The 17,817-nt window shown below is 38.6% G+C and carries 17 protein-coding genes; all 17 read left to right on the top strand.

Annotated elements, in window-relative coordinates; all coding sequences use genetic code 11:
- Positions 1-59: 59 nt before the first annotated feature.
- The 17 genes from rplS (at position 60) to uppS (ending at position 17,732) form a co-directional block, all read left to right on the top strand.
- Positions 60-404: a 50S ribosomal protein L19 gene (gene rplS / locus IE222_RS00410; protein ID WP_191269327.1), complete on the top strand. Its 345-nt coding sequence runs from the start codon at positions 60-62 to the stop codon at positions 402-404.
- Positions 405-583: 179 nt separating this feature from the next.
- Positions 584-1,132 carry a signal peptidase I gene (gene lepB / locus IE222_RS00415; protein WP_191268607.1) on the top strand — a complete coding sequence of 183 codons (549 nt, stop codon included), beginning with the start codon at positions 584-586 and terminating at the stop codon, positions 1,130-1,132.
- Positions 1,133-1,157: 25 nt separating this feature from the next.
- The gene (gene ylqF / locus IE222_RS00420; RefSeq protein WP_191268609.1) at positions 1,158-2,009 is read left to right on the top strand and encodes a ribosome biogenesis GTPase YlqF; all 852 of its coding nucleotides are present in this window, start codon (positions 1,158-1,160) and stop codon (positions 2,007-2,009) included.
- A 42-nt stretch (positions 2,010-2,051) separates the two neighbouring features.
- Positions 2,052-2,837 carry a ribonuclease HII gene (gene rnhB / locus IE222_RS00425; RefSeq protein ID WP_191268611.1) on the top strand — a complete coding sequence of 262 codons (786 nt, stop codon included), beginning with the start codon at positions 2,052-2,054 and terminating at the stop codon, positions 2,835-2,837.
- Positions 2,838-3,060: 223 nt separating this feature from the next.
- Positions 3,061-4,221, top strand: coding sequence for an ADP-forming succinate--CoA ligase subunit beta (sucC, locus tag IE222_RS00430; protein WP_191268613.1), 1,161 nt, complete (start codon positions 3,061-3,063; stop codon positions 4,219-4,221).
- Positions 4,222-4,244: 23 nt separating this feature from the next.
- Positions 4,245-5,147: a succinate--CoA ligase subunit alpha gene (sucD, locus tag IE222_RS00435; protein ID WP_191268615.1), complete on the top strand. Its 903-nt coding sequence runs from the start codon at positions 4,245-4,247 to the stop codon at positions 5,145-5,147.
- A gap of 127 nt (positions 5,148-5,274) precedes the next feature.
- A complete protein-coding gene (gene dprA, locus IE222_RS00440) occupies positions 5,275-6,153 on the top strand; it encodes a DNA-processing protein DprA (protein WP_191268617.1) in 879 nt (292 codons plus the stop codon).
- A 349-nt stretch (positions 6,154-6,502) separates the two neighbouring features.
- Positions 6,503-8,581: a type I DNA topoisomerase gene (topA, locus tag IE222_RS00445; RefSeq protein ID WP_191268619.1), complete on the top strand. Its 2,079-nt coding sequence runs from the start codon at positions 6,503-6,505 to the stop codon at positions 8,579-8,581.
- A gap of 162 nt (positions 8,582-8,743) precedes the next feature.
- Entirely contained in the window at positions 8,744-10,051 is a 1,308-nt protein-coding gene (gene trmFO / locus IE222_RS00450; RefSeq protein WP_191268621.1) for an FADH(2)-oxidizing methylenetetrahydrofolate--tRNA-(uracil(54)-C(5))-methyltransferase TrmFO, read from the top strand.
- 352 nt (positions 10,052-10,403) lie between these two features.
- Positions 10,404-10,946, top strand: a complete 543-nt coding sequence (gene hslV / locus IE222_RS00455) for an ATP-dependent protease subunit HslV (RefSeq protein WP_191268623.1) — start codon at positions 10,404-10,406, stop codon at positions 10,944-10,946.
- 17 nt (positions 10,947-10,963) lie between these two features.
- Entirely contained in the window at positions 10,964-12,367 is a 1,404-nt protein-coding gene (hslU, locus tag IE222_RS00460) for an ATP-dependent protease ATPase subunit HslU (RefSeq protein ID WP_191268625.1), read from the top strand.
- A gap of 99 nt (positions 12,368-12,466) precedes the next feature.
- Positions 12,467-13,246 (top strand): GTP-sensing pleiotropic transcriptional regulator CodY, encoded by a 780-nt coding sequence (gene codY, locus IE222_RS00465; RefSeq protein ID WP_191268627.1) that lies wholly within the window; start codon positions 12,467-12,469, stop codon positions 13,244-13,246.
- Positions 13,247-13,469: 223 nt separating this feature from the next.
- Complete coding sequence (gene rpsB / locus IE222_RS00470; protein ID WP_191268629.1) at positions 13,470-14,174, top strand: 30S ribosomal protein S2; 705 nt, start codon at positions 13,470-13,472, stop codon at positions 14,172-14,174.
- A gap of 145 nt (positions 14,175-14,319) precedes the next feature.
- The gene (gene tsf / locus IE222_RS00475) at positions 14,320-15,204 is read left to right on the top strand and encodes a translation elongation factor Ts (RefSeq protein ID WP_191268631.1); all 885 of its coding nucleotides are present in this window, start codon (positions 14,320-14,322) and stop codon (positions 15,202-15,204) included.
- 257 nt (positions 15,205-15,461) lie between these two features.
- On the top strand, positions 15,462-16,187 hold the full coding sequence (gene pyrH, locus IE222_RS00480) for a UMP kinase (RefSeq protein WP_191268633.1): 726 nt from the start codon (positions 15,462-15,464) through the stop codon (positions 16,185-16,187).
- A complete protein-coding gene (frr, locus tag IE222_RS00485; protein WP_191268635.1) occupies positions 16,187-16,744 on the top strand; it encodes a ribosome recycling factor in 558 nt (185 codons plus the stop codon). Before pyrH ends, frr begins: the two co-directional genes overlap by 1 nt.
- A gap of 211 nt (positions 16,745-16,955) precedes the next feature.
- Positions 16,956-17,732, top strand: a complete 777-nt coding sequence (gene uppS / locus IE222_RS00490) for an undecaprenyl pyrophosphate synthase (RefSeq protein ID WP_191268636.1) — start codon at positions 16,956-16,958, stop codon at positions 17,730-17,732.
- Positions 17,733-17,817 lie beyond the last annotated feature (85 nt).

The raw sequence follows: 17,817 nt of genomic DNA on the forward strand, positions 1-17,817 counted from the left end.
GTTCCGCTGCAGCTGTTTGTATTATGTGCATGAGCATCTGTTGGAAGGAGTTGAAAACGATGCATAAAATTATTGAAGAAATCACAAAAGAACAACTTCGTTCTGACCTTCCTTCGTTCCGTCCTGGTGATACTGTACGTGTACACGTTAAAGTTATCGAGGGTACTCGTGAGCGTATCCAGTTATTTGAAGGTGTTGTGATTAAGCGTCGTGGTGGTGGAATCAGCGAAACTTTTACAGTTCGTAAAGTTTCTTACGGAGTAGGCGTTGAGCGTACATTCCCTGTACACACACCAAAAATTGCGAAGCTTGAAGTAATCCGCCGCGGTAAAGTTCGCCGTGCGAAGCTTTACTACCTACGTAACCTTCGCGGTAAGAAAGCTCGTATTAAAGAAATTCGCTAATATGAAAAAAAGGAGCTTGCATGGCAAGCTCTTTTTTTATACATACTTATCTGCCTTAATACATTTTAGAACATAAAAATATTAAAATTTCATTAAAAACTGAGTAACTGTCGTGTTATTTGGATGTAAGTTATGTACAATAATCTTTATAAGACTTTTGCAAGATTGGTGGGTAATGTATGACAAAAAAGAAAAATGAACTTTGGGAATGGACAAAGGCACTTTTAATTGCAGTTGCATTAGCAGCGATTATTCGCTACTTTCTTTTCGCTCCAATTGTCGTTGATGGACTGTCCATGATGCCAACGCTGAAAGACCAAGACCGGATGATTGTAAATAAAATTAGCTATGAAATTGGGGAACCTAAGCGCTTTGATATTATTGTTTTTCATGCACCGGAACATAAGGATTACATAAAACGTGTGATCGGCCTGCCTGGGGATCATATCGAATATAAAAACGATACCTTATATGTAAATGGAAAGGCATATAAGGAACCTTATCTTGAAGAATATAAGGATCAGGTCGAAGATGGTCCGCTTACAGATGATTTTACTTTGGAAGAAAAAATAGGCCGTACTACAGTTCCGAAAGGTGAATTATTTGTTATGGGGGATAATCGCCGCTTTAGTAAGGACTCAAGACATATTGGAACTGTACCGATGAGTAAAGTCATTGGAAAGGCAAGCATTGTCTTTTGGCCGTTGAAAGATGCACATATTGAATAGTATACAGCAATAGGAGGTGGCTGCATTGACAATCCAATGGTTTCCGGGCCATATGGCTAAGGCCCGAAGAGAGGTCACGGAAAAATTAAAGCTTGTTGATATCATTTTTGAACTAGTTGATGCGCGAATTCCCTATTCTTCTAGAAACCCAATGATTGATGAGATAATTCAACATAAGCCGAGATTAGTATTATTAAATAAAGCAGATATGGCGGATCGGGAAGTAACAAAGGAATGGATGAACTTCTTTGCTGAAAAGGGGATAAAGTCTCTTGCAATAAATTCTCAGGCAGGAGAAGGCATGAAAACTATAACAACAGCTTCGCAGGAAATTCTTAAGGATAAATTTGACCGCTTAAAAGCAAAAGGGGTCAAGCCGAGGGCGATCCGAGCGATGATTGTTGGAATTCCAAACGTCGGAAAATCCACGCTGATTAACCGTCTTGCAAAAAAGAATATCGCTAAAACTGGAAATACTCCTGGTGTAACGAAATCTCAACAGTGGATCAAGGTTGGTAAAGAAATGGAGCTCCTTGATACACCAGGGATCTTGTGGCCAAAGTTTGAAGACCAAGAGGTCGGGATGAAGCTGGCAATCACGGGAGCGATAAAGGATACATTATTAAACCTGCATGATTTAACAATTTATTCGCTAAAGTACTTAGAACGTTTTTACCCAGAGCGCCTTAAGGACCGGTATAAGCTAACGGAACTTCCTGAAGATGCTGTTGCCCTGTTTGATCATATCGGCAGACTGAGAGGCTGTTTGATGGGTGGAGGTATGGTTGATTATGATAAAGTAGCAGAACTTGTCATCCGTGAGTTCCGCTCTGAGAAATTTGGCCCCATTTCGCTTGAAAAACCGAGCGATTTTTAATGATCATTCTATATATTAAAAAAACTTTTTTAGGTGACAAACATGAAACGACCCTCAATTGCCCAAATCGAAGAAAGTTTAGCTGAGATTATTAATGAATTAGATCCATTTATTCTTGAACTTGAAAAAGATGAACGAATTGGCGTTCAAAAAAGTTTGACCAAATGGAGAAAACGACGAGAGGAAGAAAAGTTCCTTGAGGCCAAATTTTTTGAGATGACCCAATATGAACGTAAATGTTGGGCAGAAGGCTTCGAACAAATTGCCGGGATAGATGAAGTGGGCAGGGGTCCGCTTGCTGGGCCGGTTGTAGCCGCTGCTGTTGTTTTACCCCATAATTTTTTCTTAGCAGGAATAGATGATTCAAAAAAACTTTCTGAAAAAAAACGGCAGGAATACGCAGAAATCATTAAAAAAGAAGCTGTTTCATTTAGCATAGCTATGATTCATGCAAATGAAATTGATGAAATAAATATTTATCAAGCGACAAAAAAAGCAATGAAGGCAGCAATCGCTTCCTTGCCAACACCTCCTGATTTTTTATTAATTGATGCTATGAAAATAGAAACCCCTTATCCATCAGAATCGATTATTAAAGGAGATGCAAGGAGTGTGTCAATCGCTGCGGCTTCTATTTTGGCTAAGACGGCTAGGGATCAGCTGATGAAGGAGATAGCGCAGCAGTATCCTGCGTATGGCTTTGACCATCACATGGGGTATGGAACGAAAGAGCATTTATTGGCCATTCAGCAACATGGAATCACAAAGTATCATCGAAAATCCTTTGCTCCAATCAAAGATTTTGTTGAGCCTAATTTATTTTCATAAAATCAGTTTCCTTCCAGCATAATAAAAACAGGCATGTCATTGCCTGTTTTTTATTATTGTAAAAAAACAAATATTTCCTAGGTTAGGACATATTTACTTTGTAAACCTTGAAAATAGAGTGGAACATTAATTTTATACTTTATGGTGGACAAGGGTTGTATCATTATATAAAATGAAAACGGAGTCAATTTTTTCGAAAGAGTAAGATATAGGAGGATGGGAAATGAATATCCATGAGTATCAGGGGAAAGAGATCCTCAGAAAATATGGAGTAACGGTTCCAAATGGAAAAGTAGCTTTCACGGTTGAAGAGGCTGTAGAAGCGGCAAAAGAACTAGGTACGCAAGTTTGTGTCGTAAAAGCACAAATCCACGCAGGCGGCAGGGGAAAAGCCGGCGGTGTTAAAGTAGCGAAAAACCTTGAAGAGGTTCGTACATACGCTAGCGAAATTCTAGGTAAAACATTAGTAACACACCAAACTGGTCCCGAAGGTAAAGAAGTCAAGCGTCTGTTAATTGAAGAAGGCTGTGACATCAAAAAAGAATACTATGTGGGCTTAGTATTGGATCGTGCTACTTCAAGAGTTGTATTAATGGGGTCTGAAGAAGGCGGTACAGAAATCGAAGAAGTGGCTGCAAACACTCCTGAGAAGATTTTCAAAGAAGAAATTGATCCTGTTCTTGGTTTAATGCCATATCAAGCACGCCGTCTTGCATTCAATATCAATATTCCTAAAGAATTGGTTAACCAAGCTGTTAAGTTCATGACAAGTCTTTACAATGCTTATATTGAGAAAGACTGCTCAATCGCGGAAATCAATCCATTAGTTGTTACTGGCGATGGAAAAGTAATCGCATTGGATGCAAAATTAAACTTTGATGCAAATAGCTTATATCGTCAAAAAGACGTGTTAGAATATCGTGACCTTGAAGAAGAAGATCCAAAAGAAATCGAAGCATCAAAATATGACTTAAGTTATATTGCTTTAGATGGAAATATTGGCTGTATGGTAAACGGTGCAGGTCTTGCGATGGCTACAATGGATATCGTGAAGCACTATGGCGGTGAACCGGCTAACTTCCTTGATGTTGGGGGCGGTGCAACAGCTGAAAAGGTAACTGAAGCATTTAAAATTATCCTTTCTGATCCAAACGTAAAAGGTATTTTTGTTAATATCTTTGGCGGCATCATGAAGTGTGATGTCATTGCTGAAGGTGTTGTAGAAGCAGCGAAGCAGGTTGGACTCAGCATTCCACTTGTAGTTCGTTTAGAAGGAACGAATGTTGACTTAGGGAAGAAAATCCTTTCTGAGTCAGGTCTAGACATTACAGCTGCTGAATCCATGGCAGACGGCGCACAAAAAATCGTTTCACTAGTGAAATAGGATCGAAAGAAAGGGGAATTAACGTGAGCGTTTTTATTAATAAAGATACAAAGGTTATTGTTCAAGGAATAACAGGCGGAACTGCCCGTTTCCACACTAAGCAAATGCTTGAATATGGTACTAAAATTGTCGGCGGAACCTCTCCAGGTAAAGGCGGCCAAGAAGTAGAAGGAGTACCGGTTTTTAACACTGTAAAAGAAGCTGTTGAAACTACTGGTGCAAATGCATCTGTTATCTATGTTCCAGCCCCATTTGCTGCTGATTCTATAATTGAAGCAGTTGATGCGGAGTTAGATCTTGTTATTTGTATTACAGAACATATTCCAGTATTAGATATGGTTAAAGTAAAACGTTATATGGAAGGCAAGAAGACTCGTTTAGTTGGTCCTAACTGTCCAGGGGTTATTACTGCAGATGAGTGTAAGATTGGCATCATGCCTGGTTATATCCATACAAAAGGCCATGTCGGTGTTGTTTCCCGCTCTGGTACTTTAACTTACGAAGCAGTACACCAATTAACACAAGCAGGAGTAGGCCAGACTACAGCTGTTGGTATTGGCGGTGACCCTGTTAACGGAACAAACTTTATCGATGTATTAAAGGCCTTCAATGAAGACCCTGAAACATATGCAGTTATTATGATCGGTGAAATCGGCGGAACAGCTGAAGAAGAGGCAGCGGAATGGGTTAAAGCTAATATGACTAAACCTGTTGTGGGCTTCATCGGCGGTCGTACTGCACCTCCTGGAAAGCGCATGGGCCATGCTGGCGCAATTATTTCCGGCGGTAAAGGTACAGCAGACGAAAAAATCCGTGTCATGAATGAATGCGGTATTAAAGTAGCTGAAACACCTTCTGTAATGGGAGAAACTTTAATCGAAGTCCTAAAAGAAAAAGGTCTTTACGAAAAGTGTAAGACACATTAAAAAGCGCAAGCGCCTTGGCGCTTGAACTAGACATTAATCATAAACATCATGATTACCTGAAATAGTCCCTCATTCCTGAGGGGCTATTTGTGCATTTGAAAATTATTAAAACGGAGGATTGTTGTCGATGCATGAATTTAATGAAAAATTAATCACCATACTGCATTATCCAAATAGTACTTGGAGAAACGTATTCCTAATATTGAAAAAAGATCCGACACTAGCATCCTTTCATCCCTATCAATTGGCTGAACAGCTGAAAATGGCCCTTGCCGCTAATGAAAAACCTTCCACACCTTCTTCAATTGAATCCTTTCATCCCGACAAAATTCATGATCAAATTCGCCAATACAAAGCAAACGAAATAACGGTAATTACTTATTTTGACAAAGATTATCCCAGCTATTTAAAGGAAATTTATCAGCCGCCATGGGCGCTGTTTGCAAAGGGTGATGTATCATTACTTGGCAAAGATCCGAAACTTGCCGTTGTTGGTTCTAGACAGCCAACCCAATATGGGAAAAATGCCGTTCGGCTCCTGTTCCCGAAATTAATTCAAAATAAAATCCTCATTGTCAGCGGCCTTGCAAAAGGTATAGATACCCTTGCTCATGAATATGCCATTAAAAATGGCGGGCATACAATCGGAGTAATTGCTGGCGGATTCCATCATATTTACCCAAAAGAAAATATGAACCTGGCTGCGGAGATGATGAAATCTCAGCTGGTCCTATCGGAATATCCGCCTGATACGAAGCCTCAAAGATGGCATTTCCCAGCTCGGAATCGGATTATAAGCGGATTATCCCGCGGTACATTTATTATAGAAGCAAAAAGAAAAAGCGGTTCATTGATTACAGCAAATTATGCTGTACTTGAAGGGCGGGAAGTATTTGCGCTTCCTGGCAGCATTTTTAACCCTTATTCAGATGGTACGAATGATTTAATTCAACAAGGGGCAAAACTTGTCACTAAAGCAGAGGATATTTTAGAAGAAATAAGATAAAACTCTAACTAAATTAAAGGAAATTTATTAAAATATGAAGTATTCTTGAATAAAGGGATAAAATTTAGTATAAAAAGGTTGAAATTATTTCTAATATGTTATACATTTTCCAACAGATGTTCGAAAAAAAGAATAACTTAAAAAAGAAAAAATAATATTGTAAATAAATAATGATTAATTATATTTTGGGATATGGGAGTTTTGTAAAATATTTTCTCTGAAACAAATTGGTTCAATGGAATTTGGAATTTAGAAAACTTCTCAAATTGTAAGCACTAATGAAAAAAGGCTGCAAGTCATTTTCAAGGCGCTTTCATATTTTCCCTCTTAATTTAAGGAGGAATGGAACATGACTGAATTTCTAGTAATCGTAGAATCGCCTGCTAAAGCGAAAACGATTGAACGATACTTAGGAAAAAAATATAAAGTAAAAGCATCTATGGGTCATGTAATAGATTTGCCGCGGAGTCAAATGGGCGTTAATGTGGAACAAAATTTTGAACCTAAATATATAACGATTCGCGGGAAGGGACCTGTTTTAAAGGAATTAAAAACAGCAGCTAAAAAAGCAAAGAAAGTTTTTCTAGCAGCCGACCCTGATCGTGAAGGGGAAGCAATTGCCTGGCATTTGGCGCATAGTCTCGGGGTAGATACGGAATCTGACTGCCGTGTCGTATTTAACGAAATTACTAAGGATGCGATCAAGGAGTCCTTTAAACATCCGCGTTCGATAAATATGGATTTGGTGGATGCCCAACAGGCACGGAGGGTTTTGGACCGGCTTGTAGGTTACAATATCAGCCCGCTGTTGTGGAAAAAGGTGAAAAAAGGATTAAGTGCAGGCAGGGTGCAGTCAGTTGCAGTAAGACTAATTATTGACCGGGAAAAGGAAATTCAAGCCTTTGTACCTGAAGAGTATTGGACGATTGAAGGGGAATTCCTTAAAGGAACAAACCATTTCAGCGGTTTTTTCTATTCTCTTGCTGGCCAAGGAAAAACAGATTTAAAGTCCGAAGAAGATGTACAAAAGATTTTGCGGGAAATGGAAGGCAATAAATTTAAGGTTATTTCTGTTAGTAAAAAAGAGCGAAAACGAAATCCAGCACCACCATTTACCACATCATCATTACAGCAGGAAGCAGCAAGAAAATTAAATTTTCGTGCTAAAAAGACGATGATGCTTGCCCAGCAGCTTTATGAAGGAATTGAACTTGGCAGTGAAGGAACGGTTGGTTTAATCACCTATATGAGAACAGATTCAACAAGAATCTCAGAGGTTGCACAGACAGAGGCTGCGGATTATATTAAGAGTGCCTATGGGGACAACTATTTAAAAACAGAACAAAGAAAAGAGAAAAAACAGTCGAACGCACAGGATGCTCATGAAGCCATCAGGCCAACGAGCTCTTTTAGGGACCCTAATAGTTTAAAGGCCTTCCTTTCAAGAGATCAGCTGCGCTTGTACAAATTAATTTGGGAGCGGTTTTTGGCCAGCCAGATGGCACAGGCTGTAATGGATACAATGAGTGTTGATTTGCAAAATGGCAACGCCATTTTCCGTGCTACTGGATCGAAAGTAAAATTCCCGGGATTTATGAAGCTTTATGTAGAAGGCTCAGATGATCAAGTGGATGAAATTAATAAAATGCTGCCTGACCTAAATGAGGGTGATGAGGTATTTCAAAAAGATATTGAACCCAAGCAGCATTTTACCCAGCCGCCGCCAAGATATACCGAGGCAAGATTGGTTAAGACACTTGAGGAGTTAGGCATTGGACGACCTTCTACTTATGCACCGACGCTGGATACGATTCAAAAGCGTGGCTATGTTGGTCTGGACAACAAACGCTTTGTGCCAACTGAACTTGGGGAAATTGTTCATGAAGTGATGGTGGAATTTTTCCCGGAAATCATCGATGTGGAATTTACCGCTAGATTAGAAAAAGGTTTAGACAATGTTGAAGATGGGAAAATGCCTTGGATCAAACTGATTGATTCATTTTACAAAGAATTCGAGACGCATTTAAAAATAGCAGAACAAGTAATGGAAAAAATAGAAATCAAAGATGAACCCGCAGGTGAGGATTGTGAAAACTGCGGCAGTCCAATGGTATTTAAAATGGGACGCTACGGGAAATTCATGGCCTGCAGCAATTTCCCTGATTGCCGAAATACAAAACCAATCGTTAAAGAAATCGGTGTCACCTGTCCAAGCTGTAATGAAGGTACAATTATCGAAAGAAAGAGTAAAAAGAAAAGGATATTTTACGGCTGCAGCCGATATCCTGAATGTGAGTTTATTTCTTGGGATAAACCATTGCCAAGAACTTGCCCGAAATGTGAAGGACTCCTGGTTGAAAAGAAATTGAAGAAAGGTGTCCAAGTCCAATGTGTTAGTTGTGACTACAAGGAAGAGGCACAAAGCTAAAGAGTGGACAATTTGTCCACTCTTTTACATGTTATTTAAAACTAAAAACTTTTTTGTTTGCAAAACGTGTAGTACAATGCAAGATGGACCTTAATAAGGGAAAGGTATACATATATAGTTCTCTTTCAAATTTGCAAACAGGAAGAAATATAGGAGGTCATCATGAAGGATGTAATGGTTAATGTAGTCGGTGCCGGTCTAGCAGGAAGTGAAGCAGCCTGGCAAATAGCTAAAAGGGGTGTAAAGGTTCGCCTTTTTGAAATGCGCCCAGTTAAACAAACTCCGGCACACCATACAGATAAATTTGCTGAATTAGTCTGCAGTAACTCGCTTAGGGCCAATACGCTGACAAATGCAGTTGGTGTCCTTAAGGAAGAGATGAGGCAGCTTGATTCAGTAATCATCGCAGCAGCAGATGCTTGCTCTGTACCTGCAGGGGGTGCTTTAGCAGTTGACAGGCATGAATTCGCTGCAAAAGTAACAGAAATGGTAAAAAATCATGAAAATGTCACGGTAATTACCGAAGAAGTAATAGAAATACCTGAAGGCCCGACGGTCATTGCAACAGGACCACTGACAAGTCCACAGTTATCGGAAAAGCTAAAAGGTCTTACGGGTGAAGAATATCTTTATTTTTATGATGCTGCAGCACCAATTATTGAAAAAGACAGCATCGATATCGAAAAGGTATATTTAAAATCGCGTTATGATAAAGGGGAAGCCGCCTATCTCAATTGTCCTATGACCGAAGAAGAGTTTAACCGCTTCTATGAAGCACTTGTTTCTGCGGAAACCGCTCCATTAAAAGAGTTCGAAAAAGAGATATTTTTTGAAGGGTGCATGCCGATTGAAGTAATGGCTGCCAGAGGCAAAAAGACAATGCTTTTTGGTCCATTGAAACCGGTGGGGTTAGAAGATCCGAAAACCGGGAAAAGACCTTTTGCGGTTGTCCAATTGCGCCAGGACGATGCAGCTGGAACATTATATAATATAGTTGGTTTTCAAACCCATTTAAAATGGGGACCACAAAAAGAAGTTATTCAGCTGATTCCCGGACTTGAGAATGCTGAAATTGTCCGCTATGGAGTCATGCACCGCAATACGTTTATTAATTCACCAAAGGTTCTCTCGGCTACTTATCAATTTAAAAACCGTAAAGATTTATTTTTCGCTGGACAAATGACAGGTGTAGAAGGCTATGTTGAATCCGCAGCTAGTGGATTAATTGCAGGAATAAATGCAGCTCGACTTGTTCAAGGAGATGAACCTGTAGAGTTTCCGACAGAAACGGCAATTGGAAGTATGGCTCGATATATTACCTCAACAAATGTAGCAAATTTCCAGCCTATGAATGCAAATTTTGGGTTATTTCCTGAATTACCTGTTAAGATTAGGGGAAAACAGGAAAGAAATTTGCAGCATGCAAAACGTGCGTTAGAGACAATTCAGAACTTTGTGAAGGTTTTGTAAATTTTATTGCAAGGGCTATGGAAGTGTGTTAATATGTAGTAGCCTTTGCGAGGTAATTTGTTTGTAAATGTGAAATTTTTATTAAAGTTAGTAGTCAAGTATTTACAATTGCTTTGGAATTATTCAAAATAAACAATTGAATCATTATCAATATGTTTAAGTGGATTCCATTGTTCATATTTGAACATGAGACTTACAGTTCTTTTGCAGTGATACTTACGGTTATTCATTAAGGTAATGGAAGATAAGTTTTCCTCCAAATTGTTAATGATATTTTGAAAATTTTTTACATAAGTTAAACTGTACAAATTGTCTTATACAAATTATTACTCCAAAGGGAGGACCGTCTTAAATGAATCAATTTCACGCAACAACAATTTTTGCTATTCACCATAATGGCGAGTGTGCTATGTCCGGTGATGGTCAAGTTACATTAGGTAATGCGGTTGTGATGAAGCATACAGCGAGAAAAGTTAGAAAGATATTTAATGGGAAGGTATTAGCCGGTTTTGCAGGTTCTGTCGCCGATGCTTTTACCCTTTTTGAACTGTTTGAAAGCAAGCTTCAGGAGTTTAATGGTAATCTTCAAAGGGCATCAGTTGAGCTTGCTAAAGAGTGGAGAAGCGACAGAGTACTTAGAAAACTTGAGGCGATGCTTATCGTAATGGACCGTGATAATATATTGCTGGTGTCTGGTACGGGGGAAGTTATTGAACCTGATGACGGAATTCTTGCAATCGGCTCTGGCGGTAATTATGCATTGGCAGCAGGCAGGTCTCTTAAAAGGTATGCGGGTGAACAATTATCTGCAAACCAAATCGCAAAGGCTTCTTTAGAAATGGCTGCGGAAATATGTGTCTATACAAACCACAACATAATCGTTGAAGAGCTTTAATGGGAGGGAGACATAAAATGTCTAAAACAACCAATTTAACACCTCGTCAAATAGTTGAAAAACTTGATCAATATATTATTGGGCAAAAGGATGCTAAAAAGGCGGTTGCTGTTGCTCTAAGAAATAGATATCGAAGAGGTCTTTTGAATGAAAATCTAAGGGATGAAATTATTCCAAAGAATATTCTCATGATTGGTCCTACAGGTGTTGGTAAAACTGAAATTGCCCGTAGAATTGCCAAACTTGTTGGTGCACCTTTCGTCAAGGTGGAAGCCACTAAGTTTACAGAAGTAGGTTATGTGGGTCGTGATGTTGAATCGATGGTCCGTGATCTTGCTGAAACCGCTGTGCGGCTTGTAAAAGAAGAACGGATGCAGAGTGTAAAGGAACGGGCGGAGGAAAATGCCAACAACCGGCTTATTGAATTGTTAGTTCCAGCTGCTAAGAAATCTACAAATTACAAAAATCCATTAGAGATGTTATTTGGGGGCGGTAATTCTTCTGCCGAACAAGAAACACCGCAAGAAGACTATTCTATTCAAGAAAAGCGGAAAATTGTAAGAGAAAAATTAGCCCTTGGTGAATTAGAGAATGAAGTGGTTACAGTGGAAGTAGAAGAGCAAACACCATCTATGTTTGATATGCTGCAAGGCTCAGGGATTGAACAAATGGGTATGAATATGCAGGATGCTCTTAGCAGCTTTATGCCGAAGAAACATAAGAAAAGGAAATTAACAGTTCGGGAAGCAAGGAAAGTATTAACGAATGAAGAGGCTTCCAAACTTATTGATATGGATGAAGTTTCATCTGAAGCAGTTTACCGTGCCGAGCAAACGGGTATTATTTTTATTGATGAAATCGATAAAATTGCCAGCAAAAACACTGGCGGTTCATCTGCTGATGTTTCAAGAGAAGGGGTTCAAAGGGATATCCTGCCAGTTGTAGAAGGTTCGACAGTGGTAACAAAATATGGTCCAATTAAAACCGATCATGTCTTATTTATTGCTGCAGGGGCTTTCCATATGGCAAAACCATCTGATTTAATTCCGGAGCTTCAAGGACGCCTGCCAATTCGGGTTGAACTAACGAAGCTGACTGTTGATGATTTTTATCGAATATTAATCGAACCTGATAATGCCTTAATAAAGCAATATAGAGCATTATTGGAAACAGAAGGTATACAAATTGAATTTTCTGACGATGCTATTCGTAGGATTGCAGAAATAGCTTTTGAAGTCAATCAAAATACAGATAATATTGGTGCCAGAAGACTTCATACTATTTTGGAAAAACTTTTAGAGGATCTTTCATTTGAAGCGCCTGATATCACCTTGGAGACAATCACGATTACACCGCAATATGTTGACGAAAAACTAGGAGCTATCTCAAAAAATAAGGATTTAAGTCAATTCATTCTATAGTAAAAATGGTTAGGCTTTTTAAACTTACCTAATATAGGGCAATGTTTGAATTACATTAAAATTTAATAATGGTTGTAGTTATTTAGGAGGAAGAAACAAATGGATTTATTAACAAAATCAAGAAGAATTAATGTGTTATTACAAAAGGCAGCTGGAAAACCAGTAAACTTTAAAGAAATGGCTGATACTCTAAGCGAAACAATTGAAGCGAATGTTTTTATCGTAAGCAGACGTGGAAAACTTCTTGGGTTATCTATTTATCAGCAAATTGAAAATGAACGTATGAAAAAGATGTTCGAGGCTCGTCAATTTCCAGAAGAGTATACAAATAAATTATTTAATGTGATGGAAACTTCGCCAAACCTTGAAGTAGAAAGTGAATATACTGCTTTCCCTGAAGAAAACAGAGATTTATTCCGTGAAGGATTAACAACTATTGTTCCGATTATTGGTGGTGGTGACCGTTTAGGGACTTTAATTCTTGCAAGACTGCATGATAAATTTTCTGATGATGACCTGATTCTTGCTGAATACGGCGCGACTGTTGTCGGTATGGAGATTTTACGTGAAAAATCAGAAGAAATTGAAGAAGAAGCAAGAAGCAAAGCAGTTGTTCAAATGGCAATCAGCTCATTATCCTACAGTGAGCTTGAAGCAATTGAGCATATCTTTGAAGAGTTAAATGGACATGAAGGCTTACTAGTCGCATCCAAAATTGCAGACCGAGTCGGAATCACCCGTTCCGTTATTGTTAACGCACTAAGAAAACTTGAAAGCGCCGGCGTCATCGAATCCCGCTCTCTTGGTATGAAAGGAACTTACATCAAAGTTCTAAACGATAAGTTCTTAGTAGAACTTGAAAAGCTCAAATCACATTAAGTAATGAAACTAAAAGGGTGTCAGGGCACCATGTGAAATTTTCACACGGTGCCTGACACCTAATTTTTTAAAAGTAAAACTTGATTGTTCATTTTGTCTATGCTATATTATTTCATGGTGTTATTACACACGCTTATTGATTTAAACGGATGGTGCTGTTTAACAGTTTCTGTTTAAAGATGATATAGGCGGAGGAAAACAAACCATTAGGAGGAAAAGAAACATGTCAGTTATTTCAATGAAACAATTGCTTGAAGCTGGTGTACATTTCGGACACCAAACTCGCCGTTGGAACCCTAAGATGAAGAAATATATCTTCACTGAGCGTAACGGCATTTACATTATTGACCTTCAAAAAACAGTTAAGAAAGTTGAAGAAGCTTACAACTGGGTGAAGGAACTTGCAGCTAACGGCGGAACTATGCTTTTTGTTGGTACAAAAAAGCAAGCTCAAGATTCAGTTAAGGAAGAAGCCATCCGTTCTGGAATGTACTATGTTAACCATCGTTGGTTAGGTGGTACATTAACAAACTTTGAAACCATTCAAAAGCGTATCGGCCGCTTAAAAGACATCGAAAGAATGGCTGAAGATGGAACTTTTGAAGTTCTACCTAAGAAAGAAGTTGTTCAATTAAAGAAAGAACAAGAACGTCTTGAGAAATTCTTAGGCGGAATTAAAGATATGAAGCAGCTTCCAGATGCATTGTTCATTATCGACCCTCGTAAAGAGCGTATCGCAGTTGCAGAAGCAAAGAAATTAAACATTCCTATCGTAGGAATTGTTGATACAAACTGTGACCCAGACGAAATCGATGTTGTTATTCCAGCGAACGACGATGCGATTCGTGCGGTTAAACTTCTTACAGGTAAAATGGCAGATGCGATCCTTGAAGCTAAACAAGGTGAAGAAGTAGCTGTTGAAGCGTAAATTTATAGTGTAAACTTAAAAAAGGTGATAAGAGGGAGACCCTTTATCACCTTTTTTTAAAGAAATATAATCAAGACAAAGTTTTATCTATAGCTGAAATGGCTAAGATAGGTGTACATAGTCTATTTTAAGGAGGATTTTACACATGGCAGTAACTGCTCAAATGGTAAAAGAATTACGTGAAAAAACAGGCGCAGGTATGATGGATTGTAAAAAAGCTTTAACTGAAACAAATGGTGACATGGATAAAGCTATTGATTTCTTACGTGAAAAAGGAATTGCAAAAGCAGCTAAAAAGGCTGACCGTATTGCTGCAGAAGGGTTAACTTCAATCGTAACTGAAGGCAATGATGCGGTTATTTTAGAAGTAAACTCTGAAACTGATTTCGTTGCGAAAAACGAAGGTTTCCAAACTCTTGTTAAAGATCTTGCTGCACATCTTTTGAAAAACAAACCTGCTAGTGTTGAAGAAGCTTTAACACAAACAATGGAAAACGGTGCAACAGTTAATGACCACATTAATGCTGCAATTGCGAAAATTGGAGAAAAATTAACACTACGCCGTTATACAATTGTATCTAAAACAGATAATGATGCTTTTGGTGCTTACTTACACATGGGCGGACGCATCTCTGTTTTAACAGTGTTGGAAGGTTCAACTGACGCAGAAGCTGCAAAAGATGTTGCAATGCATATCGCAGCATTGAATCCTAAATATGTGTCTCGTGACCAAGTTTCACAAGAAGAAGTAGAGCATGAGCGTCAAGTATTAACACAGCAAGCTCTTAATGAAGGCAAGCCAGAAAACATCGTGGCGAAAATGGTTGAAGGTCGTCTTGGAAAATACTTTGAAGATGTTTGTGTTCTTGACCAGGCATTCGTTAAGAATCCAGATCAAAAAGTACGTCAGTTTGTTGAGTCCAAAGGTGCTACCCTTCGCGAGTTCATTCGTTATGAAGTAGGCGAAGGTATTGAAAAGCGCGAAGATAACTTCGCTGAAGAAGTTATGAATCAAGTGAATAAACAATAGTCAACTTTTCTCAAGACTAAACAACAATGAGGTTTTAAGGGAATGTTACTGTAATAGATTTTGAATAGGGGACACGATGTGTGTTCCCTATTTTTAAAGAAAAATATGTTTAAAATAGCTAGCTCTAGTGCCTAGTCCCGACAAGGAAAGCCCAATAAGTCGCAAAGGTTAAAAAGCAACCTTCCGGCCGGCTCGTCTTATGCTTGTCGGGGCAGTCCAAGGCGCTTATGCTTTTAAATTTACATACGGAGGTTTATATGAGTAGTCCAAAATACAAACGCGTGGTATTAAAATTAAGCGGGGAGGCATTAGCCGGAGATGAGGGCTTTGGAATTAAACCTTCTGTAATTAAATCAATTGCCACACAAGTAAAGGAAATAGCTGAACTGGGAGTAGAAGTAGCGGTAGTTGTAGGCGGCGGCAATATTTGGCGCGGAAAAATTGGCAGCGAAATGGGCATGGACCGGGCAACAGCAGATTATATGGGAATGTTGGCAACGGTTATGAATTCCTTAGCTCTCCAGGACAGCTTAGAGCATTTAGGGATTGAATCCCGTGTGCAAACTTCGATTGAAATGCGTCAAGTAGCTGAGCCGTATATTAGACGGCGGGCGATGAGACATTTAGAGAAAAAACGCGTTGTCATTTTTGCAGCAGGTACAGGAAACCCATATTTCTCAACAGATACTACAGCAGCATTAAGAGCAGCAGAAATTGATGCAGAAGTTATTTTAATGGCAAAAAATAATGTTGACGGTGTTTATTCGGCAGATCCAAGGTTTGATGCGAATGCAACGAAATATGACGACTTATCATTCCTTGATGTTATTAAAGAAGGTTTGGCTGTCATGGATTCAACGGCATCTTCGCTATGTATGGATAATGATATCCCGTTAATTGTTTTCTCTATTACGGAACAAGGAAATATTAAAAAAGCAGTTATGGGTGAAAAAATCGGTACAATTGTTAGGGGGAAAAATTAATGCCAAAACAAGTCATTAATTCGGCAAAAGAAAGAATGACAAAAGGAATTCAAGCGTATACTAGAGAGCTTGCGAGTATCCGTGCCGGAAGGGCGAGCGCCTCATTATTGGATAGAATTACAGTAGATTATTATGGAGCACCAACACCTGTCAATCAACTAGCAGGTATTTCAACTCCTGAAGCTAGACTGCTAGTGATTCAGCCTTATGATAAGTCAATTCTTGGGGAAATTGAAAAAGCGATTCTGAAGTCAGATCTTGGATTAAATCCATCCAACGACGGCTCAATTATTCGCCTTGCCATACCACAATTAACAGAAGAGCGAAGAAAAGAACTTGTGAAATTGGTGAAGAAAGAATCAGAAGAAGCGAAAATTGCCATTCGTAATGTTCGCCGTGATGCAAATGATGATTTGAAAAAGTTAGAGAAAAATGGCGAAATTACTGAAGATGCCCTTCGTGGATATTCAGATGATATTCAAAAACTGACAGATGATCACATCAACAAAATCGATCAAATCACAAAAGATAAAGAAAAAGAAATTATGGAAGTATAATTGGAATCATAGACCCTCTTTTAAGGGGGTTTTTTTCCTATTTTAGCTTATTCTGAATTCATTTTTATTTACATAGGTATTTAAAGAGATATCTTTTGGATTATTTGGTATGATAGAAGCATGCTAACTAATAGATATCCGATACATATATGCATACAGGTTAAAGGTTTATTTTCGGAGGAAATGAATAAGTATTTGGAGGAGCAATGTTATGTTTAATAAAATAAGGCTTTGGAAGAACCAAAATAACTCTTCCATACTCCGAGATAAAATAGAGGAAATTAAAAAGTCACCAGTTCCCGAACATGTTGCCATCATTATGGATGGTAATGGCCGATGGGCAAAAAAACGGGCATTGCCAAGGGTTGCTGGCCACCATGAAGGAATGAAGGTTGTTCGTAAAACTACTATGCTGGCAAGTGATCTTGGTATAAAAACATTAACATTATATGCTTTTTCGACAGAAAATTGGAAAAGGCCTAAAAATGAAGTCGACTATATTATGAAGCTTCCAGAGGAGTTTCTTGGTACATTTCTTCCCGAGCTCGTGGAGAATAATGTTCAAGTGAAAATGATGGGGTATAAAAATCAACTGCCAATACATACACTCCGCGCAATAGAAAAAGCTATGGAAAAAACGAAAAATAATGATGGTCTTGTATTAAACTTTGCTTTGAATTATGGCAGTCGTGCGGAAATTATCGATGCTGTAAAGCAGGTTGTAACGGATTATAAGAGTGGGAAAATAGAGGAGTCTGAACTTAATGAAGAGGTTTTTTCCTCCTATTTGATGACTTCTGAATTCCCCGACCCTGACTTATTAATCCGTACAAGCGGGGAAATCCGTTTAAGCAATTTTATGCTATGGCAATTGGCTTACTCAGAATTTTGGTTTACAGATGTGTTATGGCCAGATTTCAATGAGGAGCATTTACTGGAAGCTATTGAGGTATTCCAAAAACGGCAGCGCCGCTTTGGGGGAATATAACCAGCAATAATGTAATTCCAATATAAATTAGGCCAACAATATCATTTGTTAGCCTTCTTACTATTAAAAAGGTGTTGAAAAAATA

The organism is Neobacillus kokaensis (genome assembly GCF_014656545.1).
Taxonomy (GTDB): Bacteria; Bacillota; Bacilli; order Bacillales; family Cytobacillaceae; genus Neobacillus; species Neobacillus kokaensis.

Bases quoted from the DNA above. Each gene is read 5' to 3' on its own strand.
- rplS (WP_191269327.1), top strand. From the start codon at position 60: ATGCATAAAATTATTGAAGAAATCACAAAAGAACAACTTCGTTCTGAC.
- lepB (WP_191268607.1), top strand. From the start codon at position 584: ATGACAAAAAAGAAAAATGAACTTTGGGAATGGACAAAGGCACTTTTA.
- rnhB (WP_191268611.1), top strand. From the start codon at position 2,052: ATGAAACGACCCTCAATTGCCCAAATCGAAGAAAGTTTAGCTGAGATT.
- sucC (WP_191268613.1), top strand. From the start codon at position 3,061: ATGAATATCCATGAGTATCAGGGGAAAGAGATCCTCAGAAAATATGGA.
- dprA (WP_191268617.1), top strand. From the start codon at position 5,275: ATGCATGAATTTAATGAAAAATTAATCACCATACTGCATTATCCAAAT.
- topA (WP_191268619.1), top strand. From the start codon at position 6,503: ATGACTGAATTTCTAGTAATCGTAGAATCGCCTGCTAAAGCGAAAACG.
- trmFO (WP_191268621.1), top strand. From the start codon at position 8,744: ATGAAGGATGTAATGGTTAATGTAGTCGGTGCCGGTCTAGCAGGAAGT.
- hslV (WP_191268623.1), top strand. From the start codon at position 10,404: ATGAATCAATTTCACGCAACAACAATTTTTGCTATTCACCATAATGGC.
- hslU (WP_191268625.1), top strand. From the start codon at position 10,964: ATGTCTAAAACAACCAATTTAACACCTCGTCAAATAGTTGAAAAACTT.
- codY (WP_191268627.1), top strand. From the start codon at position 12,467: ATGGATTTATTAACAAAATCAAGAAGAATTAATGTGTTATTACAAAAG.
- rpsB (WP_191268629.1), top strand. From the start codon at position 13,470: ATGTCAGTTATTTCAATGAAACAATTGCTTGAAGCTGGTGTACATTTC.
- tsf (WP_191268631.1), top strand. From the start codon at position 14,320: ATGGCAGTAACTGCTCAAATGGTAAAAGAATTACGTGAAAAAACAGGC.
- pyrH (WP_191268633.1), top strand. From the start codon at position 15,462: ATGAGTAGTCCAAAATACAAACGCGTGGTATTAAAATTAAGCGGGGAG.
- frr (WP_191268635.1), top strand. From the start codon at position 16,187: ATGCCAAAACAAGTCATTAATTCGGCAAAAGAAAGAATGACAAAAGGA.
- uppS (WP_191268636.1), top strand. From the start codon at position 16,956: ATGTTTAATAAAATAAGGCTTTGGAAGAACCAAAATAACTCTTCCATA.